The sequence below is a fragment of the Aurantimonas sp. A2-1-M11 genome, from assembly GCF_036549475.1.
Lineage (GTDB): Bacteria > Pseudomonadota > Alphaproteobacteria > Rhizobiales > Rhizobiaceae > Aurantimonas.
The window spans coordinates 14,823-36,122 of the sequence record NZ_JAZHLI010000002.1 but is presented as its reverse complement, the minus strand read 5'-3'; the positions used below and the strand labels follow the sequence as shown (position 1 = coordinate 36,122).

General features: G+C 65.5%; 16 protein-coding genes and 3 pseudogenes. 8 read left to right on the top strand and 11 right to left on the bottom strand.

Features of this window, described 5'->3' with window-relative positions; all coding sequences use genetic code 11:
- Window positions 1–180 precede the first annotated feature (180 nt).
- A complete protein-coding gene (locus VQ042_RS01080; RefSeq protein WP_331814577.1) occupies window positions 181–1,752 on the top strand; it encodes an aldehyde dehydrogenase (NADP(+)) in 1,572 nt (523 codons plus the stop codon).
- A gap of 176 nt (window positions 1,753–1,928) precedes the next feature.
- Window positions 1,929–2,972 carry a Gfo/Idh/MocA family protein gene (locus tag VQ042_RS01075; RefSeq protein WP_331814576.1) on the top strand — a complete coding sequence of 348 codons (1,044 nt, stop codon included), beginning with the start codon at window positions 1,929–1,931 and terminating at the stop codon, window positions 2,970–2,972.
- Window positions 2,973–3,054: 82 nt separating this feature from the next.
- Here VQ042_RS01075 and VQ042_RS01070 read toward each other — a convergent pair whose 3' ends face one another.
- From VQ042_RS01070 to VQ042_RS01055, 4 genes are all read right to left on the bottom strand, one after another.
- The gene (locus VQ042_RS01070) at window positions 3,055–4,242 is read right to left on the bottom strand and encodes an AGE family epimerase/isomerase (RefSeq protein ID WP_331814575.1); all 1,188 of its coding nucleotides are present in this window, start codon (window positions 4,240–4,242) and stop codon (window positions 3,055–3,057) included.
- Between the two features lie 88 nt (window positions 4,243–4,330).
- The gene (locus VQ042_RS01065; RefSeq protein ID WP_331814574.1) at window positions 4,331–5,635 is read right to left on the bottom strand and encodes a TRAP transporter large permease; all 1,305 of its coding nucleotides are present in this window, start codon (window positions 5,633–5,635) and stop codon (window positions 4,331–4,333) included.
- Window positions 5,632–6,111 carry a TRAP transporter small permease gene (locus tag VQ042_RS01060; protein ID WP_331814573.1) on the bottom strand — a complete coding sequence of 160 codons (480 nt, stop codon included), beginning with the start codon at window positions 6,109–6,111 and terminating at the stop codon, window positions 5,632–5,634. Before VQ042_RS01060 ends, VQ042_RS01065 begins: the two co-directional genes overlap by 4 nt.
- Window positions 6,112–6,190: 79 nt before the next feature.
- Window positions 6,191–7,198, bottom strand: coding sequence for a TRAP transporter substrate-binding protein (locus tag VQ042_RS01055; protein WP_331814572.1), 1,008 nt, complete (start codon window positions 7,196–7,198; stop codon window positions 6,191–6,193).
- Window positions 7,199–7,302: 104 nt separating this feature from the next.
- Here VQ042_RS01055 and VQ042_RS01050 point away from each other — a divergent pair, with 104 nt between their 5' ends.
- Together VQ042_RS01050 and VQ042_RS01045 are read left to right on the top strand one after the other, a co-directional pair.
- Window positions 7,303–8,322 carry an NAD(P)-dependent oxidoreductase gene (locus VQ042_RS01050; protein ID WP_331814571.1) on the top strand — a complete coding sequence of 340 codons (1,020 nt, stop codon included), beginning with the start codon at window positions 7,303–7,305 and terminating at the stop codon, window positions 8,320–8,322.
- Between the two features lie 663 nt (window positions 8,323–8,985).
- Window positions 8,986–9,516 carry a transglutaminase-like cysteine peptidase gene (locus tag VQ042_RS01045; protein ID WP_331814832.1) on the top strand — a complete coding sequence of 177 codons (531 nt, stop codon included), beginning with the start codon at window positions 8,986–8,988 and terminating at the stop codon, window positions 9,514–9,516.
- A gap of 187 nt (window positions 9,517–9,703) precedes the next feature.
- Here the strand turns inward: VQ042_RS01045 and VQ042_RS01040 are convergent, their stop codons facing one another.
- The 3 genes and pseudogenes from VQ042_RS01040 to VQ042_RS01030 form a co-directional block, all read right to left on the bottom strand.
- Window positions 9,704–10,735 (bottom strand): NAD-dependent epimerase, encoded by a 1,032-nt coding sequence (locus VQ042_RS01040; RefSeq protein WP_331814570.1) that lies wholly within the window; start codon window positions 10,733–10,735, stop codon window positions 9,704–9,706.
- Between the two features lie 265 nt (window positions 10,736–11,000).
- A complete protein-coding gene (locus VQ042_RS01035) occupies window positions 11,001–12,356 on the bottom strand; it encodes a UDP-glucose dehydrogenase family protein (protein ID WP_331814569.1) in 1,356 nt (451 codons plus the stop codon).
- A gap of 123 nt (window positions 12,357–12,479) precedes the next feature.
- A pseudogene (locus VQ042_RS01030) lies at window positions 12,480–13,460 on the bottom strand (UDP-glucose dehydrogenase family protein); the annotation flags it as partial.
- A gap of 441 nt (window positions 13,461–13,901) precedes the next feature.
- Here VQ042_RS01030 and VQ042_RS01025 point away from each other — a divergent pair.
- Window positions 13,902–14,264, top strand: a pseudogene (locus VQ042_RS01025) (IS110 family transposase); the annotation flags it as partial.
- A 65-nt stretch (window positions 14,265–14,329) separates the two neighbouring features.
- On the opposite strand, the pseudogene fixJ reads toward VQ042_RS01025, so the two are convergent.
- The 3 genes and pseudogenes from fixJ to VQ042_RS01010 all read right to left on the bottom strand — a co-directional run.
- Window positions 14,330–14,941: pseudogene (fixJ, locus tag VQ042_RS01020) on the bottom strand (response regulator FixJ); the annotation flags it as partial.
- A complete protein-coding gene (locus tag VQ042_RS01015) occupies window positions 14,931–16,829 on the bottom strand; it encodes a PAS domain S-box protein (RefSeq protein WP_331814568.1) in 1,899 nt (632 codons plus the stop codon). The gene VQ042_RS01015 and the pseudogene fixJ, both read right to left, overlap by 11 nt.
- Before the next feature lie 165 nt (window positions 16,830–16,994).
- Window positions 16,995–18,017: a 1-phosphofructokinase family hexose kinase gene (locus VQ042_RS01010; protein ID WP_331814567.1), complete on the bottom strand. Its 1,023-nt coding sequence runs from the start codon at window positions 18,015–18,017 to the stop codon at window positions 16,995–16,997.
- Window positions 18,018–18,065: 48 nt separating this feature from the next.
- Between VQ042_RS01010 and VQ042_RS01005 the strand changes: the two genes are divergently transcribed.
- From VQ042_RS01005 to VQ042_RS00995, 3 genes are all read left to right on the top strand, one after another.
- Window positions 18,066–18,560 carry a response regulator transcription factor gene (locus VQ042_RS01005; RefSeq protein ID WP_331814566.1) on the top strand — a complete coding sequence of 165 codons (495 nt, stop codon included), beginning with the start codon at window positions 18,066–18,068 and terminating at the stop codon, window positions 18,558–18,560.
- A 266-nt stretch (window positions 18,561–18,826) separates the two neighbouring features.
- A complete protein-coding gene (locus tag VQ042_RS01000) occupies window positions 18,827–20,098 on the top strand; it encodes a tyrosine-type recombinase/integrase (protein WP_331814565.1) in 1,272 nt (423 codons plus the stop codon).
- Window positions 20,095–20,562 (top strand): DUF6998 domain-containing protein, encoded by a 468-nt coding sequence (locus VQ042_RS00995; protein ID WP_331814563.1) that lies wholly within the window; start codon window positions 20,095–20,097, stop codon window positions 20,560–20,562. The genes VQ042_RS01000 and VQ042_RS00995 overlap by 4 nt, the downstream gene beginning before the upstream one ends.
- 120 nt (window positions 20,563–20,682) lie before the next feature.
- Here the strand turns inward: VQ042_RS00995 and VQ042_RS00990 are convergent, their stop codons facing one another.
- The gene (locus tag VQ042_RS00990) at window positions 20,683–21,171 is read right to left on the bottom strand and encodes an abortive infection family protein (RefSeq protein WP_331814562.1); all 489 of its coding nucleotides are present in this window, start codon (window positions 21,169–21,171) and stop codon (window positions 20,683–20,685) included.
- Between the last annotated feature and the right edge of the window lie 129 nt (window positions 21,172–21,300).

Genomic DNA, 21,300 nt, shown 5'->3' with positions numbered 1-21,300 from the left:
GGATAGATTTTCAGAAAGCACGATGCGGAGTTTCAACGGGTTAGAGCATCCGGTCGGATGCATGGCGCTCTAATCTCGACGTATGCATTGAAAGCTCGCCACCCGTGACAAACATTCCGGGTACTGAATCGCCCGTTCGCCTCGGCAGAGCGGGCATGGCTGCAAATGACAGGTGAATTGATGGCTTTGACAGGAGACCTCCTTATCGGAGGCGCGACACGACACGGTAGCGCAGGCGAGATCTTCGGTCTCGACGCCGCGACCGGCGAGAAGCTCCAGCCGGCGTTCGGCGCCGCCGAGCGTGCCGATCTGGAAAAGGCCTGCGCGCTCGCCGCCGAAGCCTTCCCGATCTATCGCGAGACCGATCTGGAAACGCGGGCGGTGTTCCTGGAGACCATCGCGCAGAACATCATGGATATCGGCGACGAGCTGGTCCAGCGCTGCGTCACCGAGACCGGCCTGCCCCAGGGCCGTGTCGAAGGCGAGCGCGGGCGCACCGTCGGCCAGCTTCGGCTGTTCGCCGCCACCGTGCGCGAAGGCTCCTTCCTGGAAGCCCGCATTGACCCGGCGATGCCGGACCGCAAGCCGATGCCCCGCGTCGACCTGCGCCTGCGCAATGTCGCCGTCGGCCCCGTCGCCGTCTTCGGCGCCTCCAACTTCCCGCTGGCCTTCTCGGTCGCGGGCGGCGACACGGCCTCGGCGCTGGCCGCCGGCTGCCCGGTCATCGTGAAGGCCCATTCGGCCCATCCCGGCACGTCCGAACTCGTCGGCAAGGCGGTGCAGAAGGCAGTCAAGGATTGCGGCCTGCATGAGGGCGTCTTCTCGATGCTGTTCGGCTCCGGCCGCGACATCGGCCAGGGCCTCGTCGCCGATCCGCGCATCAAGGCTGTCGGCTTCACCGGCTCGCGCGGTGGCGGTACGGCGCTGATGGCCACGGCCGCCGCTCGCCCCGAGCCGATCCCTGTCTATGCCGAGATGAGCTCGATCAACCCGGTCGTGCTTCTGTCCGGCGCGCTCGCCGCACGCGGCGAAGCGATCGGCAAGGCCTTCGTTGGCTCGCTGACCATGGGTGCCGGTCAGTTCTGCACCAATCCCGGCCTGATCCTGGCCATCGACGGCGACGGCCTGCAGAGCTTCGTGAAGGGCGCCAGTGCGGCACTCGGCGAGGCGCCGGCCGCGACCATGCTGACGCCGGGCATCCACAAGTCCTATTGCGAGGGCGTCGAGCGCCTGGCCAGCCACTCCCAGGTGGAGAAGCTGGCCGAAGGCAAGGTCGGCGAGAAGTTCCAGGGCCAGGCCGCCCTGTTCTCCACCAAGGCGGGCGATTTCCTCGCCCATCCCGAGTTGCAGGAAGAGGTCTTCGGTTCGACCTCGCTGATCGTGCGTTGCACCGACGAAGCCGAACTCCAGAAGGTTCTAGGAGCGGTGGAAGGTCAGCTGACCATCGCCGTTCACATGGAAGAGGGCGACCACGACGACGCCCGCAAGCTTCTGCCCGTGCTGGAGGAGAAGGCCGGACGGATCCTGGTCAACGGCTTCGGCACCGGTGTCGAGGTCGCCCCGGCCATGGTGCACGGCGGCCCCTACCCGGCGACGTCGGATGGCCGCTCCACCTCGGTCGGCACGCTCGCCATCGCGCGCTTCCTGCGTCCGGTGAGCTACCAGGACATGCCTGACGCGCTGCTGCCGAAGGCCCTGCAGGAGTCCAACCCGCTGAACGTGCCGCGTCGCATCGACGGCAAGCGCAGCTAAGCCGAACGCAGTTCACGACAAAGCCCCCGGAGACCGACGTTTCCGGGGGCTTTCTTGCGTATTCCCCTCACCGCCCGCGCCTCCATCGCGGCGCGGATCGACCCTTGGCATCCCCCGGCATCTGGCCGACAGTAACAACGGGAAGGTTCACTGCATATTCGGGGGAGGAACGGATTTTGACGGTTCAGAAACGACGGGTCGCACTGGTCGGGCTCGGCATGGTGGTGGGCGCCCATGCCCGCAGCCTCATGGATCTCGCCGACCGGGTCGAGGTCGCCTACGCCTACAGCCCGACAGCCGCTAGGCGCGAGGCCTTCGCGGCGCAGTTCCCGTTCCCGACTTGCGAGCGCCTGGAGACGATCCTCGAGGATCCCGGCGTCGACAGCGTCATCGTCATGACCCCGGCCAACACGCATCTCGACATCGTCGGGCGATGCGCCGCGGCGGGCAAGAACGTCCTCCTGGAAAAGCCGGTGGAAATCACCACGGAGCGCGCCACCCGGCTGGTCGCGGCGTGCGAAGCCGCCGGCGTGACGCTCGGCATCGTCCTGCAGTACCGGTTCCGCCCGGCCGGCGAAGCGCTCGCCCGGATGTTAGCTGGAGGCAATCTCGGCGAGATCGCCGGCTGTTCGACCACGATCCGCCTGTGGCGCCCGCAGGCCTATTACGACGAGCCGGGCCGCGGCAGTCTCGCACGCGACGGCGGCGGCGTTCTCCTGACCCAGGGCATCCACACGCTCGATCTCATGCTGAGCCTGGCTGGGCGTGCGGCCGAGGTCCGCGGCTTTGCCGCGACCAGTCCGCTGCATGTGATGGAGACCGAGGACATGGTCGCTGCCGGCATCCGCTTCGAAAACGGCGCGCTCGGCACGGTCGACGCGACGACGGCCGCCTATCCGGGCTTTGCCGAGCGGATCGAGTTCATCTGCCGCAACGGGACGGCCGTCCTGGCCGGCACCGGACTCGACGTCGCCTTCCACGATGGGCGCACCGAGCTTGTCGCGCCGCTGAAGACCGCCGGCGGTACCGGCGCCAATCCGATGGACTTCCCCCATGACTGGCATCGCAGCGCCATCGCCGATTTCCTCGATGCGCTGGACGAGCGCCGTTCGCCGCGGATCTCGGGACGCGAGGCGCTGAAGGTGCATCGCCTGATCGACGCGCTGATCGAGGCCGGACGGTCCGGAAGCAGCGTCGCCGTGGCGGCCGACGGGGCCTGACGGACCCGCCGATGGCGATTACGAGTGCAGCCCCGTTGCGGGCAGCCGCAGCACACTCAGTCAGTTCTCTGGTGGACGCCCCCTATTGCGGCGTCCACGCACCCAGCCGCTGGCCTTCGATGATCGCCATGGCGACATGGTAGAGCAGCCGCGTCGGGGCGTCCGGCTGCAGCGTCCTGCCGTCGAGGTCGATCTGGTTGCGCCAGATCGGGCGGTCGGCGGCGATGTGGTTCTTGAACATCAGCGCCGACAATTGCCGGGCCCGGGTCATGCCCTCGCGGTCGCCGGCCGATTCGGCCCGCGCCAGATGCGCCTTGATGCCTTCCGTCTGCGGCCACAGCAGCATCGAGACTGCCATCGGGGCGCCCGACGGATCGATCTCGTCATAGACGCCGCCACCCAGGCGCCCGCCGCGATGCGTGCCGTGGTTCCAGCCGAACCGGTAGAGCACCGCGGCATGGGGGTCGAAGCGCCGGTCGCCGGACAGCGCCGCGTAGCGGTGCAGCAGCCAGACCCATTCGAACTGGTGGCCGGGTTCGCGGATGCGGCCGGCCGGCGGCGGCGCTTCGCCGAGATCGCGGTCCAGGAATTCCCGCAGCGATCCGGTATCTGCATCGAAGAAATGCGCCTCGAAGACACCGAGGATGCGGCGGGAATGGTCGAGCCAGCGCGCCTCGCCCGTCGCCTCGTACAGCGCCAGCAGCGCCTCGAAGAGATGCATGTGCGGGTTCTGGCGGCGCGGCAGCGGATAGGGCTCGGATGGCCGCGTGACACGGTCGTCCTCGTGATAGCCGCCGGTCGCCGGATCGAAGAGCGTGCCGTGGAACCAGGCGAAGGTCTCCTCGAGCATCGTCTGCGCCGCGTCCGAAGCACCGAGCCGCAGCCATGCCGCAAGGCCGAGCAGCACGAAGCTGTGGTCGTAGGCGTCCTTGACCCGGTTCGCGCCGGGCGCGGCCGGGTCGCCGTCGCGGCCGACCGCGCGAAAAAAGCCGCCATCGACAGGATCGCGCAGATGATCCGTCAGGAAGGCCAGCGCGGTCTCGGCGCCGTCCACGCATTCGCTCCCGCCGCCGTTCAGCCGAGCATGGGCGCAGGTGAACAGCATCCGCGCCTGCACCAGCGTCGTCTTCGGATCCTCCACATAGGGCTCGCCGCCGGCCGACAGCCGGTCGACGAAGCCGCCATGCTGCGGGTCCTGCGCCCGCCCGATCCAGAACGGCATCGCCTGTTGATGAAGCCACAGGTCCGGCCGTCGATCGCTGCGTGTCATGCGTTTCTCCTCGCGATCGTACCCGGCGCAAACGGGAAACGCGGCATACCGTGTCCGGGTGCCGCGCTCCTTTCCCTGGGCCGATCGCTCAGTTGACGAATTGCGGCATCAGCATCCGCGGCAGCCAGAGGCTGATCGACGGGAAGATGATGACAAGCGCCAGGATCGCCAGCATCGGCGCGAGAATGATCGTGACGTCCCGCAACACTCGTTTGACCGTTATGCCGGCGACCGAACACGAGATCAGCAGGCACAGTCCGTAGGGCGGCGTCACGAGGCCGAAGGCGAGGCTGATCACGCCGATCATGGCGAAGTGGATCGGATGCATGCCGACCGACTGGGTGACCGGCCACAGCACCGTGCCAAGAATGATGATCGCCGGGATCGCGTCGATGAAGCAGCCGATGACCAGGAACGCAATCGCGACGGCAAAGCCCATCTCGGTGACGCCGAGATCCATCGCCTGCACATAGGCGACGAGGGCCGCCGGGACCTTGAAATAGGCTAGGATCCAGCCGAAGGCGCTGGCGGTGCCGATGCAGAACAGCGCGATCGAGGCGAAGCGTCCGGTGTCGTAGAGGACCTCGGTCAGCAGGCGCACGCCGATGGTGCGATAGACGACCACGCCGAGGAAGAGCGCATAGAGCGCGGCGATCACCGAGGCCTCGGTCGGCGTGAAGAAACCGCCGACGATACCGCCGACAATGATGATCGGCGTCATCAGCGCGAGCACCGCCCCCAGGATCGCGCCCGCGAGCTCGTTCAGGGTCGCACGCGCGTGCAGCCCCATGCCGTGGCGCCTCGCGTAGATGTAAACGGTGGTCATCTGCGCGCCGGCGATCAGGATGCCCGGGATGATGCCGGCCAGGAACAGCCCGCCGATCGAGACCGACATCAGCCCGCCCCAGACCACCATCAGGATCGACGGCGGGATGATGACGCCCATGACCGACGAACAGGCGGTGACCGCGACGGAGAAGGAGGAGGAGAACCCCTCCTTCTTCATCTGCGGGATCAGCAGCGAGCCGATACCGGCCGCATCCGCCGTCGAGCTTCCCGAGATGCCGGCAAAGAACATCGAGACCACGACATTGACGTGGCCCAGGCCGCCGGGAAGATGCCCGACCAGCGCCCGCGCCAGCCGGATCAACCGGTCGGTGATGCCCGCCGCGTTCATCAGGTTGGCGGCGAGCAGGAAGAACGGCACCGCCAGGAGCACGAAGGAATTGTAGGAGCGGAACATCTCCTGCAGCAGGAGGATCGGCGTCAGCCGCGGCTCCAGGAAGAACACCGGGATGCAGGCGAGCGCGAGCGCAAAGGCGACCGGCACCCGCAGGATGATGAAAAGCAGGAACAGCCCGAAGAGCAGCGCCGCGACGAAACCCGGGGTCATGCCACCTCTCCCATCGGGCGGCGCAGCTCGATCATGATCTTCTCGGCCATGAAGAGCAGCGTGATGACGCCCATCAGCGGCCAGGCGACGAACATCCAGTTCATCGGCAGCGAGGCGATCTCGGAGGTCTGGTACCAGCCGAAGAGCAGGAACTGCCAGCCGTACCAGACGAAGATCAGGGCCACGATCGAGATCATCAGATGCACGAAGATGCGCTTGGCCCGCTCAACCTTGGGATTGGGGGATTCCGGCAGGATCTCGAGATCGAAATGGGTGCCGTCCCGCACCGCGCACATGGCGCCGATCATGATCATCCAGACGAAACAGAAGCGCGCCACCTCCTCGGTCCAGATGTAGCGCGGCACGTAGTCGGAACGCGACAGCACCTGCATCGTCACGGGAATGATGAGGCCGGCGACGAGCAGGCCCAGCGCCACTTTGAGGACGAGGTGGACTGCGTCGAGGATGCGATGCATGAACTCTACCGATTATGCGGGGAAACGCGAAGGCAGCTGACGACGCCGGGGCGGCAGGACCGCCCCGGCGCAGGGCGAACTACTGGATCGCCTGGATGTTCTTCAGGACGTCGGCCGCGCCGAGTTCCTCGGCATAGGCTTCCAGCACCGGATTGGCGGCGGCCAGCATCGCTTCACGGTCGGTGAATTCGTGGGTCTTGATCCAGCCCTTCTCGACCATGGCGTCGACCTTCTTGCCGTCCTCGCTGCTCTCGATCTCGCGGCCATGCTGGCCCGCCTGCGGACCCGCCTCGTCGATGCACGCCTGGAGGGCTTCCGGCAGGCGCTGATAGGTCTTGTTCGACATCATCAGCGGCCGGATGGTGATGGCGTGCTTGGTCAGCGACAGATCCGGTCCCACTTCGTAGAACTTCATCTGCTCGACGCCGGCCGCCTCGTTCTCGGCGGCCTCGATCACGCCGGTCTGGATGGCGTTGTAGACCTCGTTATAGGCGATCACGGTCGGTGCCGCGCCGAGCGCATTGAAGACGCTGGTCCAGATCGGGGCGCCCTGCATGCGGATCGACAGGCCCTTCATCTCCTCCATGTTGGTGACCGGCCGCGTCGCGAAGATGTTGCGCGTGCCACCGCCGGCATAGCCCAGGAGCCGGATGTCGGCCTTTTCCAGGATGTCGTCGGCGATCGGCTTCAGGGCATCCGCCTCGAGCACCTTGTTCCAGTGGTCCTCGTCCCGGAACAGGAACGGCATGTCCATCAACGGCGCCATTTTCGAGAAGGTCGACATGTGGGCGGGCGAGGCCACGGCATAATCCACCGACAGCCCCTGGTTCATGTAGGCGACGTAGTCCTTCTCCAGCCCAAGCTCGGAGTTGAGATGCATCTCGAACTCGATCGGCTCCTCGGTGTAGCAGGCCGTCACCAGCTCCTCGAACTTGCGCATCGTCTTGGTGAAGGCGTGGTTCTCGTCGAACTGGCTGGCGCCAATCAGCTTGACCTGCGCGGCGGCCGGTGCGGCCGATCCGAGCGCGACGACGCTGGCGCCAAGTAGAAGCGCGGCGGCCGTACCCTTGAGATATCCGAAATTCATGCTGTTCCTCCCATTGTGACGCGTTGTTCAAGTTGAACACGCACCCTCCTTGCTGCGATGCAATATTGCATTGCAGTATTTTCTCCCGGCTCCGACTATATCCGATGACTCGACCGGGTCAACAACGTATACGCTGTGCCAGTCGGTACCGGAGTATCGATGGTTTTCAGCGTCGCCGGCGGCCACCGAGATCGGCCCGCCGCCGGACAGCAGCAAAAGGATCGAGCATGACCAATCAGCCTTCCATCGGTTTCATCGGCCTCGGACTCATGGGATCGGCCATGGTCGGGCGCATGCAGGGGCTGGGCTACCCGATGACCGTGATCGCCAATCGCAGCCGGACGAATGTCGATGCGGCGGTCGGGCGTGGTGCGGTCGAATCGGCCACCTCGCGCGAACTCGCCGGCCGCAGCGACATCGTGATGCTGTGCATGGACACCTCCGCCTCGGTAGAGGCGCGCATGTTCGGCGAGGACGGCGTCATTGCCGGCCTGCGCCCGGGCAGTCTCGTCATCGATTTCGGCACGTCGCTGCCCGATTCCACCAAGCGGATCGCTGCGGCCGTGGCTGAAGCCGGCGCGGAATACATGGACGCGCCGCTTGGCCGCACGCCCTCCCATGCCGTCGAGGGCAAGCTGAACATCATGGCCGCCGGCAGCACGGAGGCCTTCGAACGGGCCAGGCCCGTCTTCGAGGATCTGGGCGAGAACATCTTCCATGTCGGCCCGCTCGGCGCCGGCCATACGCTGAAGCTGATCAACAACTTCTTCGCCATGACGACCGCCTGTGCCATGTCGGAAGCCTTCGCCATGGCCGACCAGGCCGGCATCGAGCGCGACACGCTCTATGGCGTCATGTCGGCGGGGCCGCTGAAGTCGGGCATGATGGATTTCGTCAAGGCCTATGCCGTCGACGGCAAGCCGGACATGCTGGCCTTCTCGGTTGCCAATGCCCGCAAGGATGTCGGCTATTACAGCCGCATGGCCGACGATCTGGGCGTGCCGAGCGTCATGTCGAACGCCCCCAAGCAGGCGCTGTCGCTGGCAGCCGCCGGCGGCTACGGCCAGCGCATGGTCCCCGAGATGGTGGAATTCTTCGCCAACCTCTTCGGCGGCAAGAAGTAGCCGCCGCACGAGACCATCAGGAGCCCGGCGGTCACTGCCGCCGTGTTCCACCGTGTGCGTCACATGTCCGCGACCGGCCGAATCGCGGTTGGCGACGTGTCAACTGGTTGCCGGGACGCGGTNGAGCACAGCGCGATCACCAGGAGTTCGTGGAAATCATGCAGTTCGGCATTGCCGGTGCGCGGATCATCAAGCCCTTCCCAGCAGGCGACGAATTCTTCCACGGCATCCTCCCAAGGGCGAAAATCCGCCGGCCAAGCGAAGAATCCATCGCAACCGCAAACGCAAGTGAACAATCAGACTACAAAAATTTCCAAATGCGATTCCCCTGATGATCCTCTCATTAGCCTGCCAGCCGCGGCACGCTGATCAGCCCGGCCTCGCCGGAAAGCGCTGCCCATCGCCGCCGACCTACACCACCCCTCGGACACGATCCTTCCATCAATCAAAGACCCGCAAATCCCTTACTGCCTTCCAATACGGCAGTTCGGGACCCCCTCCACGAAAAAGCTGCCGGATCGTTCGAATTTGAGGCAATTCCACAACGCGATCACAAACCGTCGTCGGTAGCTTCCAGTCAAGAAATAACCGGAGGCGACCCTGTCGACGCTGAAAAACATCGCGAAGTTCTGTGTTGTTGTTGCGCTGTCGGCAACAACCTTGGTGGAGGCTCACGCCGCCGGCATCAGTGGATTTGCCCGCTCACTGAACAACGTCGAGGCCGTCAAGCGGATCTCGATGCAGCGCACGACGCTCGCGCCCTTCTCCTACGTGCTCTTCTGCAAGAAGAACCCGGGCGACTGCCGTCCCAGCGCCACGGCGACGATCGCATGGAATTCCCAGTCGCGTCGGCTTCTGGAGCGGGTCAACCGGCAGGTCAACCGCGCGATCAAGCCGCGCAACGAGCGCTCCGACGTATGGAACGTCGACACAGCGAGCGGAGATTGCGAGGATTTCGCATTGACCAAGCGCCGCGCCCTGATCCGCGCCGGCATACCGGCTTCGTCGCTGCTGATGGCCGTAGCCCGCACGCGCCATGGCGAGGGTCACGCGGTCCTCGTCGCACGGACAACTGCCGGCGACTTCGTCCTCGACAATCGCGGCAATGTGCTGCGCGAGTGGCACAGAACCGATCTGTCGTGGCTGAAGATCGCCTCGGCCGAAAACCCGCGGATCTGGTACGCGATGAACTGAAGGCGCCACCGCGACATAGTCCTCGAGATGGTCGGATTCTTCGCCAATCCCTTCGGCGGCAAGAAGGAGCGGGCCGCACCAGACCAGGGAGGAACATGGCGGCGCTCGCCGTCCTGTTCATCCGCTCCGTTTCCCCGTCCACGACCGGTCGGCGCACGCCTGAGCCGATGCCCTGCCCGGCGGTCGCCTATCCGGCAGGGACCCGATAAAATTCCCGGTACCAGTCGATAAAATCGCGCACGCCATCCTTCACCGGTGTTGTCGGCCGGTATCCCACCGCCCGCTCGAGTTCGCTGACGTCGGCGATGGTGTCGGGCACGTCACCGGGCTGCAGCGGCAGGAGCTCGCGTTCGGCCTTGCGGCCCAGCGCCTCTTCCAGCGCCTCGACAAAATCGAGAAGCTTCACCGGCGAATTGTTGCCGATATTGAAGATGCGGAACGGCGCATTGCTGCTGGCGGGATCCGGTCGGTCGCTGTGCCATTCGGGATTGGGTGTCGCCGCCTTGTCGCTCGTGCGGATCACCCCCTCGGCGATGTCGCCGACATAGGTGAAGTCACGACTATGGTGGCCGCCATTGAACAGCGGGATCGGCCGGCCTTCGAGAATGTTGCGGGTGAACAGGAACGGCGCCATGTCGGGCCTCCCCCATGGTCCGTAGACCGTGAAGAACCGCAGGCCCGTTGTCGGCAATCGGAACAGATGGCTGTAGGAATGCGCCATCAGCTCGTTGGCCCGCTTGGTCGCGGCGTAGAACTGCAGCGGATGGTCGACGCCCTGGTGCTCGGAGAACGGCATCGCAGTATTGGCGCCATAGACGCTGGATGTGCTGGCATAGGTCAGATGCGCTGCACCGCCATGCCGGCAGGCTTCTAGGATGTTGGTGAAGGCGACGATGTTCGACTCCACATAGGCGTGCGGGTTTTCCAGCGAGTAGCGCACGCCGGGCTGGGCTGCCAGATGGATTACCCGCTCCGGCGGATGCGTGGCAAAGCACGCCGCCACCGCGTCGCGGTCAGCCAGATTGGCCCGCACGAAAGTGTAGCGGCCCGAGGATTTGGCGGCGGTCTCCTCGAGGGCCCGCAACCGCGCTTCCTTCAGTTCCGGCTCGTAATAGTCGTTAACGACGTCGAAGCCGACGACGTCGTCGCCGCGCTCCAGAAGGCGCCGTGCCACGTGAAAGCCGATGAAGCCGGCATTGCCGGTAACCAGGATCGTCATCAGAGCCGCCCGTCCGTTTCCTCAAGGGCAATGACGCCCGTCACATCGTATAACGTCGCCTTGTCCTGTCCAGGCGGACGGATGGCCGGCGCTCCGATCGCGAACTTCCGGTAGCAGTCAGCGAGTACGAGCCCGACTCCTGCGATCGTCCCTTCGTCCAACTCATCCTGGGGCAAAGCGGCAACTCCGGTGGCGATCGCCCGGGCCGGTCCGGCCCGATGGCGCGATCGTGCCTCGGCGCTATCCATCGCCGGACGGCGACGTGTCAAACGGATTGGGTGGACCCGGCCGGAACGGGCGCGTCCGCATTGGCGTCGCGCCGCCGTCCGACGCCGGCATAGGTGAAGCCGGCGCGGGTGACGGCCTCGCGGTTGTAGACGTTGCGCAGGTCGACCATCACCGGGCTGGTCATCACCGATTTCAGCCGCTTCAGGTCGAGGGAGCGGAACTCGTTCCATTCCGTCACGATGGCCAGCGCGTCGGCGCCCTCGGCTGCCTCGTAGATCCCCGTCGCAAAGCGCACGTTGTCGAGGACCGGCCGGGCCTGCTCCATGCCGACGGGATCATAGGCGACGATCCTCGCGCCGCCGTCCTGCAGCGCCTGGATGATCGAGATCGACGGCGCGTCGCGCATGTCGTCGGTGTTCGGCTTGAAGGTCAGGCCCAGCACCGCGATGGTCTTGCCGCGCACCGACCCGCCGCAGGCCTGGACGATCTTGCGCGCCATCGAGCGCTTGCGCTGGTCGTTGATCGAGACCGTCGTCTCGATCAGCCGCACCGGGCTTTCGGCGTCCTGGGCGGTCTTGACCAGGGCCAGCGTGTCCTTGGGAAAGCACGAGCCGCCATAGCCCGGACCGGCATGCAGGAACTTCGACCCGATCCGCCCGTCCATGCCGATGCCGCGCGCCACGTCCTGCACGTCGGCGTCCAGCTTCTCGCACAGATCGGCGATTTCGTTGATGAAGGTGATCTTCATGGCGAGAAAGGCGTTGGCGGCGTATTTCGTCAGCTCGGCCGTTCGGCGCGCCGTGAAGAAGACAGGCGCGGCATTCAGCGACAGCGGCCGGTAGACCTCCGACATCATGTCCCTCGCCGTCTCGTCCTCGGTGCCGATGACCACCCGGTCGGGTCGCTTGAAATCCTCGATCGCCGAGCCTTCGCGCAGGAATTCCGGATTGGAGACGACCGCGAAGTCGGCCTGCGGGTTCACCTCGCGGATGATCCGCTCCACCTCGTCGCCGGTGCCCACCGGCACGGTGGACTTGGTGACGATGATGGTGAAGCCGTCCAGCGCCCGGCCGATCTCGGCGGCCGCGCCGTAGACATAGGACAGGTCGGCATGGCCGTCGCCGCGCCGCGAGGGCGTGCCGACGGCGATGAACACCACGTCCGAGGCCGCGACCGCACCCGCGAGATCGCCGGAAAAGCGCAGCCGCTTCTGCACGGCATTGCGCGCCACCAGCTCGTCCAGCCCCGGCTCGTAGATCGGCATGCGCCCCAGTTCGAGCAGTTCCAGCTTGGCCGGATCGCGGTCGACGCAGACGACGTCATGGCCGAAATCGGCAAAGCAGGCCCCCGACACGAGCCCGACATAGCCGGCACCGATCATCGTGATGCGCATGGGGCAATTCCCTCGAGTCCGTGGTCGCTTTGCGCCTTGGCGCGACAGGCGAACCCGCGCCTGATCTTGAGCCGGGCTTCTGATCGGCCTTCATGGCGTCCCGATGAAGGCAACGGAACATGNGGTGTTCGGCTTGAAGGTCAGGCCCAGCACCGCGATGGTCTTGCCGCGCACCGACCCGCCGCAGGCCTGGACGATCTTGCGCGCCATCGAGCGCTTGCGCTGGTCGTTGATCGACACCGTCGTCTCGATCAGCCGCACCGGGCTTTCGGCGTCCTGGGCGGTCTTGACCAGGGCCAGCGTGTCCTTGGGAAAGCACGAGCCGCCATAGCCGGGACCGGCATGCAGGAACTTCGAGCCGATCCGCCCGTCCATGCCGATGCCGCGCGCCACGTCCTGCACGTCGGCGTCCAGCTTCTCGCACAGATCGGCGATCTCGTTGATGAAGGTGATCTTCATGGCGAGAAAGGCGTTGGCGGCGTATTTCGTCAGCTCGGCCGTGCGACGGGAGGTAAAATAAACCGGCGCTGCGTTCAGCGACAGCGGCCGGTAGACCTCCGACATCATGCCTCTGGCTGTCTCGTCCTCGGTGCCGATGACCACCCGGTCGGGTCGCTTGAAATCCTCGATGGCCGAGCCTTCGCGCAGGAATTCCGGGTTGGAGACGACCGCGAAGTCGGCCTGCGGGTTCGCCTCGCGGATAATCCGCTCCACCTCGTCGCCAGTGCCCACCGGCACGGTGGACTTGGTGACGATGATGGTGAAGCCGTCCAGCGCCCGGCCGATCTCGGCGACCGCGCCGTAGACATAGGACAGGTCCGCATGGCCGTCGCCGCGCCGCGAGGGCGTGCCGACGGCGATGAACACCACGTCCGAGGCCGCCACCGCGCCGGCTAGATCGCCGGAAAAGCGCAGCCGCTTCTGCACGGCGTTTCGCGCCACCAGCTCGTCCAGCCCTGGCTCGTAGATCGGCATGCGCCCCAGTTCGAGCAGTTCTAGCTTGGCCGGATCGCGGTCGACGCAGACAACGTCATGACCGAAATCGGCAAAGCAGGCCCCCGACACGAGCCCGACATAGCCGGCACCGATCATCGTGATGCGCATGGGTCATTCCTTTGAACGTTTGAATTCCGATTGCGACCGAAGAATCGGCCGAAGCACGCTCGCTTCCCGGTCGTATGTCGCTGCCTGCCAAGATCTTCATCCGGTCACGCCAATCGCGCTGCGACCGCTTGCAAGGCGTCCCGGCGAACCCGATCACGCCTGGAACCGATACCGATGGCGTTAAACCGTCGAAGACTGCAAAGGACGTCCGCTTTCACGGACAGAGCCGGCACTGGCCTACGACGAACGCCCGATTTCCAACCTGACGGTCGGCGGCTTACTCGATAGATACCGATTTTCGCCGGAGCTCTCTTTCCGTTTGAGGCTGCGCAATCTATCCGCCTGTCATACCGATCTGTGAACTGATGCGGTGGGTGCCCCCACGCAGCGGCATCTTGTATGCCATGACGGTTCTATAGGAACCAAGCGGAGGGCGCATCAATGACGAAAATCAGCATGTTGGCGATCGACCTGGCGAAGGGAAGCTTTCAGGTATGCGCCGTCGGGCCGGATGGGGCGGTTCTCTACAATCGGGCGCTGTCGCGGCCGCGTTTGATTGCATTGCTGGCCGACCATCCGGCTTGCGTGGTTGCGATGGAGACCTGTGCGACGTCGCGTCACTGGGGTCGGGTGGCGCAGGCGCACGGCCATGAGGTTCGGCTGGTTCCGGCCGTCTACGTGAAGCCCTTCGTCGAGCGCCAGAAGAACGATCGCGCGGATGCCGAGGCCATTGCGGAGGCGGCGTCGCGACCTTCGATGCGCTTCGTGGCAGTGAAGAGCACCGAGACGCAGGGCCGTGCAGTCGCCTTCCGCACCCACCAGTGTCTGGTGCGGCAAAGGACGCAACTGATCAACACGCTTCGNTACCCGGCCAGCGCGCCGGCGCGCAAGGCCATGCGGACCAGTTCCGACAGGCTGGACGCCTCCATCTTGGTCATCACATTGGCCCGGTGGACCTCCACCGTGCGTGGGCTGAGGCCCAGATCGTAGGCGATCGTCTTGTTGGGATGGCCGGCCAGCAGGCCGTCCAGCACCTGCCGCTCGCGCGGCGACAGCGACTGGAGTCGGGCCCGCGTGCGCACGGCGTCGCTGTTCGGGCCGCCCTGATCGCCGCAGCGCGCCAGCGCGGTGCGGATCACCTCAAGCAGCACCTCGTCGTCGAAGGGCTTCTCGATCAGATCGATCGCCCCTTCCTTCATCGCCTGGACCGCCAGCGGCACGTCGGCATGGCCGGTCATGATGACCACCGGCAGCGTCACGCCGAGCGTCTTCAGCCGCCGCTGCAGGTCGAGCCCGTCGATCCCCGGCATGCGCACGTCACTGACGATGCAGCCCGGTTGCAGCCCGTCGAGTTCCCCCAGGAATGCCGTTGCCGAATCGTAGACCCGCACCGCGAGCCCGGCCGTCGCCAGGAGAAAGGCCAGCGACTGGCGCACGCCCGCATCGTCGTCGATGACGTGCACGACGGCATTATTCGCCATCCTCGGCCTCCCTGTTGCGGGCACTGCGCAGGGTCAGCCGGAAGATGGTTCCACCCTGGGGATTGGGCTCGGCCCACAGATGGCCGCCATGGGCCTCGATGATCGTGCGGGAGATCGACAGGCCAACGCCCATGCCATGCTCCTTGCTGGTCACGAAGGGCTGGAACAGTTGCGCGGCGACCTCCGGCGCGATGCCGGTGCCGGTGTCGGTGACGTCGACACGCACCATCTCGTCCTCGGCCAGCGACGTCGCGACAACCAGGTCGCGGCGCGGCGAGTCGTGCATCGCTTCCACCGAATTGCGGATCAGATTGAGCAGGACCTGCTGGACCTGCACCTTGTCGGCCAGGACCCATGCGGCGACCGGCGCGAAGTCGAAGACGACCCGCACCCCGGTCTCCTTGGCGCCGACGAGAGCCAGCGCGCTGGCTTCCTCGATCAGCGTCGGCAGGTTCTCGATCCGCCGCTCGCTTTCGCGCCGGGCCACGAAATCGCGCAGCCGGCGGATGATCTGCCCGGCACGCAGGGCCTGGTCCGCCGCCCGGTCGATTGCGTCGCGCACGGTCGGCAGCATCCCGGCATCGCCGCCGTCGAGGAGCCGCCGCGCCCCCTTCAGATAGTTCGCCGCCGCCGTCAGCGGCTGGTTGAGTTCGTGGGCCAGCGTCGATGCCATTTCACCCAGCGCCGTGTAGCGCGACATGTGAATGACCTCCGCCTGCAGCTCCTGCAGGCGGCGCTGGGTGTTCTGGCGCTCGGTCAGGTCGCGCACGAAACCAGTGAAGAGATGATGCTCGCCGCTGCGCATCTCCCCGACCGACAATTCCATCGGAAATGTCGAGCCGTCCTTGCGCGCACCGACGACGACCCGACCTATGCCGATGATCCGGCGTTCGCCCGTCGCGAGATAGCGCGCGAGATACTGGTCGTGGTGTTCGCGATAGGGCGATGGCATCAGCATGCTGATGTTGCGGCCGATGGCCTCGTCGGCCCGGTGCCCGAACAGGCGTTCGGCCGTGGCGCTGAAGGACTGCATGATGCCGGCTGTATCGATGACGATCATCGCGTCGGGCACCGTGTCCAGCACCAGTTGCAGCCGCGCCTCGCGCTCGGCGAGTTCGGTCAGGGCGCGGCGCGTGGCGGTGATGTCGCGCGCGACCTTGGAGGCGCCGACGAGCCGGCCACCCGCATCCCAGACCGGCGAGACCGTCAGGGAGACGTCGATGATGCCGCCATCCTTTCGTTGGCGCCGGGTCTCGAAATGCTCGACCCCCTCGCCGCGATGCAGCCGCTCCATGACGACGCGTTCCTGGTCCTCCTGACCCTCGAGCAGAAGCATGGCGATCGGCTGGCCGACAGCCTCTTCCGCGGTATAGCCGAAGATCGCCTCCGCGCCGCGGTTCCAGTCGGTGATCAGCCCGTCCAGCGACCGGCCGATGATGGCGACATCCGCAGAGGCGACGATGGCCGCGAGCCGGCTGTTGGCGTTCTCCGCCGCCTTGCGCGAGGTGATGTCGGCGAGGATGCCATGGATCAGGATCTGGCCGTCCGGCTCGCGGAGCGCGCGCCCCAGCAGCCGCAACCATTCCTCGGATCCGGCCGATGCGACGGCGCGAACGTCGATATCGATGCGGGCGGCGTCGCCGGTCGATTCGGCGAATGTTCGCTCGGCGATCGCCCGATCATCGGCATGCAGACGCGCAAGCAGTGCCTGCAGCGGCTGGACGGACGGCTCGACACCCAGGCGCTCGGCCGCGATCCGGGAAAGATCGAACGAACCGGTCGCCGGATCGAAGCGCCAAGTCCCGACGCCCGCCGCCTCGAGGGCGCGCGCGGCGTTCGCGGCGCTTCCATGGGAAGTCTCCGGTCGTGGCTCGATGATGGATTCCATGGACCGATCGCGAATGGCAGATGCGGGAAGATGCCCCCTTTTGCCCGTCGACCCTTCCACCCTGCCGGCCGCGCGGTCAAGTTGCCAGAACGTCCTATCCGCTTGCGGTCCGTCGAACGCGCCGCGCCGGCCACCGCCGCGCGGTGAATCCGAGGCCTATCCTTTCTACGCGGCGGCCCCCATCAATGCGGCAAGGTCCCGCTCGATCCGCCGGACGTCCGCCTCGCGGCAGAGTTCTGTCGCCGGCGTCAGCAGGGCCGCCGCACCGGCGGCGGAGGCATGGCGCGCCGCCTCTGGCAGCGACCGCCCCTCCGACAATGCATGCACCATGGCACCGACAAAGCTGTCGCCCGCGCCGACTGCGCTGTTCGCTTCCACCGCGACGGCCGGAATCCGCAGCGTCCCGGCCTGCGATGCGACCACGGCACCGGCTGCCCCGAGCGTCAGGGCGACGATCTCGGCAGCGCCACGCCGTACCAGATCCATGGCGGCCTCGGCCTGCCCTGCCGGATCGGCCAGCTCCAGCCCGGTCAGATCGTGCAGCTCCCGCCGGTTGGGCTTGACCAGAAAGACGCCTTCGTCGAGCGCCGCGGCCAGCGCCGCGCGCGAGGTGTCGACGATACAGCGCGCGCCATGCCGCTTGGCCTGTCGTGCGACTCGGGCATAGAAATCCGCCGGCACACCGGGCGGAAGGCTGCCGCTGGCCACGACGTACCCGCCCTCCTCCATATGTCCGTCCAGCGCGTCCAGGCAGGCCTGCCATTCGGCTTCCCGCAACTCCGGTCCCGGCAGCACGAAGCGATATTGCGTGGCCGCGTCGCCGTCGGAGACGGTGAAGCTGAGCCGCGTGTCGCCGGCGATCGGAATCAGGAGATAGTCCAGCCCCTCGGCGTCGAGGCGATGGCGATAGGCCTGGCCCATGATCCCGCCAGCCGCAACGATCGGGACGGCCGTGCCGCCCAATATCCGGATCACCCGGGCGACGTTCACGCCGCCGCCCCCCGGATCGAAGCGCGCCGGCCCGCAGCGCAACTTGGCCTCCGGCTCCAGATGATCGACCGATGTCGTCAGGTCGAGCGCTGGGTTCATGGTCAGGGTGACGATCCGGGTCACGGCGTCCGCTTTCTCTTTGGCATCGGTGAGCGAGCGATAGCGGCCAGCCGGGATGCGCGCTTTGCGGTCGATCAACGCGGGAGCGCGATCGCCGGGGCTCCGCATGCCCTACCGGCCCTCAGATTGCGCGAGATCAAGGCGAGTGCGCGGATGCCCGGTCTATTGGACGGATGGGGAACGGCACGGGCGGTTACCGAATGCGGTGCCGGAGCACCTGACATGAAAAGAGAGAAGCGGTTGATCCTCTTGGTCGACGACGATCTGGCGGTGCGCGAATCGTTGAAGTTTGCCCTGGAACTCGACGACCTGTCGGTGAGCCTGTGCGGCACCGGCGAGGAACTCCTTCTGCACGGCGAGCTCGGATCGGCCTGTTGCCTGGTGCTGGACTACCAGATGCCCGGCATGGACGGTCTCGACGTGCTCGACGCGCTGCGCGCCAAGGGTCTGACGGTACCCGTCATCCTGATCACCGGCTATGCCACCGAAACGCTGCGACGCCGGGCGGACAAGGCAGGCGTGATGCGGCTCTTGGAAAAACCGCTGGTCGACAGCGCACTTCTCGACAGTATTCGCCAAGCCATCCGCCTGGGAAATGGCGGCGGCACGCGGGCGCACTGACAGCCTATCCATCGCGATGACCAGCCTCGCCCAACGCGGCGCCTGCGTCTACAGAATCAACGATCTTTTCGGGAATGAATTGTGGGTGATACAGGGTTCGAACCTACGACCCGCTGATTAAGAGTCAGCAGACTCCCGTTTACCGTTTTGGACTTTTCCGGTTCATGGCGCTTTCTCTCCCTTGTTTTCCAGGGGTTTCGGCGAAAGTCTGGTTTCCACGATTCAAGTCCCGGAACTCTCCATCAGGGACCAATCAGGGACCAGAAATGCCTCGCCTCACCGTCGCATCGATCGAAGCCTTCCATCGCTCAGAAGCAAAGAAGATTTCCGACAGCCAGAAAGGGCTACTGCTTCGGAAGAAGGCCGGATGGCCCACGTGGTACCTTCGGACACAAACCTCGGGGCAGGACATGCTCTGGCTTCTAGGCGCCTGGCGCCGCGAACTCGAGATCGATGACGCCCGGCGCTTCGCAAGCGACCTTCTCTATGATCTGCAGCGGGGCGTGACGATCAACGACGAATACGTCGCGAAGAAGCGGGTCGCCCTCGGCCTCGACGATTCGGTAGTCGCTCCCTCGTCGAAGCCGAGCTTCATTCAGGCCCAGCGCGCATACCTCGAGCACATCCGCGCCGAACGTGCTGCGGCAACGTATGCCGACTATTCAAAGGCTTTCCGAGAACCGCTTCTCGATCCCCTGGAAGGGAAGCCGATCGACAGGATTACCCGCGAGGAGTTGGCGGAGATCGTCGATCAGATTTCGCTGTCCGGCCGCCAGCGGAGCGCGGAAAAGTTGGCGGTCATCTTGTCTGGCATGTGGAATCATCTCAGCCACGATTCGAACATCCGGAAGTATGGCCTCGAACGGGGCATGCTCCGTCGCTTCAAGCCGATCGAGAGAAAGGCAAAGCCGAAACTGATTCCTGGTGCAGTAATCAAGCGAGAGCCAACGCCGGATGAAATCGCGGCGCTCCTGGATGGAGGTCTCGACGAAATCTCCGAAACCATGCGCGCCGCGACGACGCTCCTCCTGCTCACCGGGCAGCGGATCACGACGATTGCCAACGCGAGGCGGGAGCATTTTACGAGGGAGCATTACCCGCGGACGGAGCGGCCGGTGCTGGTCTGGCGAATGCCGTCGGACAATTTGAAGAGCAAGCGGCCCCATGCGATCCCGGTGCCGAAGGCGGCATACTGGACGGTAGAGCGGATACAAGAAGGGTGGCTGTTCCCGTCTGACGACTCGTCCTCAGGCCATATCTACCCCGGGTCCCTGACGCATTTGTTCGGCGAACGAGATCTGAAACTGCCGTTTACCCCGCACAAGGTCCGCACTGCCCTCACGACCGCCGTACGGGCGGCGAAACTGGGCCGGGACGCGCCGAAATTGATCCTCGATCACGCAGAAAACCGAAGCGGAGATGTCACTCTGACCCATTACGATTTCTGGGAAGAGCTTGAAGAGAAAGAAGCGATCCTGGGCGCCTGGCTCGCGGAGATCGATGCGGCTCTGGAGCGGCGGAAGCGGATCGCGGCATGACGATAACATTCCCCCTGCCGCCGGCCATCGAGGACCTTGTGCGTGCCCGGAACCGATTGCGGGAACATTTCGGATCATCCGGCTTAAGATTCACCCTCGACGGGAACTTGCTCGGGGATCTCGGCGAGGCGATCGCCGCCGAGATGTTCGGCATGCAGATAGGTGGGCGGGGCATGACAGGGATCGACGGCGTAGCGCCGGATGGGAGAACCATTCAGGTCAAGGTGACCGCGAGCAACCGCGGACCGGCATTCCGGATGGTCGATAAAAGAGCCGACCATCTGCTCTTTTTTGATCTCGATGTCGAAACAGCGAAAGGGTCAATCGTGTTCAACGGCCCCGAGCATGTGGCGGCGCGGCGACTGCCCCGTTCGTGGGTAGGACAACGATCATTGACACGGATTCAGATCCGAGCGGCCGACCGTGATGTCCGGGACGAGGATCGGCTTCCGATCTTGGATTGATCGTAGCGTTTCCAACCGCATCTTTCGACCCAGATCGCTGGTTTCGACCCATGGTTTCCGCGAACCAGTGTCGAGAGATTGCGCGAAACCGGGGTGTCGCTGGGTCGAAACCCGGCCTCATCAGTTCTCGAAACGCCCGGCCTCGATCGCCTTCACAAACCGCAGGAGGGCGACGACGGAGTCGAAGACGAACCTGGCCTCCGCCTGACGCAGGAGCGGATTGTCGTGCGCCAGGGACCAATTGTTCCTGACGTCGTTGAACTTTTCGAAGATCGATATCGAGTTCCGGACGATCGTCCTCGTCATGTCATGCGACGGCATTTCCTCCTCGAGTGCCTTCCGGTATTTGCCGACACGGCTGTTCAGGGGCTCCTCCCGCGTCCAGGCGATACCCCGCTTGTCGAGCAGGTGCCCGAATTTCTTCGCGCAGTAGGTGTGGAGGTGACCCAGTGCGGCGGCCGGCTTGTCCGCCTGGATATCCCGGTTGATCGCCGCGACCAGCTCGTCGAGGGTCTCGTCTTTCTCGAAGCGATCGATGCCGTCAGTCGATGCGATCGGCGCCTCGGTTTCACCTTCGCTGGGAAGGCGGAAAGACAAGTCGGAAATCATGGAGGTCGCTCCGGTGCCGCGCCATGGCGGCAAACGCTGTCAGCGCCGGAGGACGATGTCGTCTAACCCCGGCGGGTGATGGCCACGGGTTTCGCGGCCGACAGCAGAATAAGCGTCGCGTTCGTCATT

What these genes read in the sequence shown, in the direction of transcription:
- VQ042_RS01080 (WP_331814577.1), top strand. Translation starts at nt 181, where the DNA reads ATGGCTTTGACAGGAGACCTCCTTATCGGAGGCGCGACACGACACGGT.
- VQ042_RS01070 (WP_331814575.1), bottom strand. Translation starts at nt 4,242, where the DNA reads ATGACACGCAGCGATCGACGGCCGGACCTGTGGCTTCATCAACAGGCG.
- VQ042_RS01065 (WP_331814574.1), bottom strand. Translation starts at nt 5,635, where the DNA reads ATGACCCCGGGTTTCGTCGCGGCGCTGCTCTTCGGGCTGTTCCTGCTT.
- VQ042_RS01060 (WP_331814573.1), bottom strand. Translation starts at nt 6,111, where the DNA reads ATGCATCGCATCCTCGACGCAGTCCACCTCGTCCTCAAAGTGGCGCTG.
- VQ042_RS01055 (WP_331814572.1), bottom strand. Translation starts at nt 7,198, where the DNA reads ATGAATTTCGGATATCTCAAGGGTACGGCCGCCGCGCTTCTACTTGGC.
- VQ042_RS01050 (WP_331814571.1), top strand. Translation starts at nt 7,303, where the DNA reads ATGACTCGACCGGGTCAACAACGTATACGCTGTGCCAGTCGGTACCGG.
- VQ042_RS01040 (WP_331814570.1), bottom strand. Translation starts at nt 10,735, where the DNA reads ATGACGATCCTGGTTACCGGCAATGCCGGCTTCATCGGCTTTCACGTG.
- VQ042_RS01035 (WP_331814569.1), bottom strand. Translation starts at nt 12,356, where the DNA reads ATGCGCATCACGATGATCGGTGCCGGCTATGTCGGGCTCGTGTCGGGG.
- VQ042_RS01015 (WP_331814568.1), bottom strand. Translation starts at nt 16,829, where the DNA reads ATGGAATCCATCATCGAGCCACGACCGGAGACTTCCCATGGAAGCGCC.
- VQ042_RS01000 (WP_331814565.1), top strand. Translation starts at nt 18,827, where the DNA reads ATGCCTCGCCTCACCGTCGCATCGATCGAAGCCTTCCATCGCTCAGAA.
- VQ042_RS00995 (WP_331814563.1), top strand. Translation starts at nt 20,095, where the DNA reads ATGACGATAACATTCCCCCTGCCGCCGGCCATCGAGGACCTTGTGCGT.
- VQ042_RS00990 (WP_331814562.1), bottom strand. Translation starts at nt 21,171, where the DNA reads ATGATTTCCGACTTGTCTTTCCGCCTTCCCAGCGAAGGTGAAACCGAG.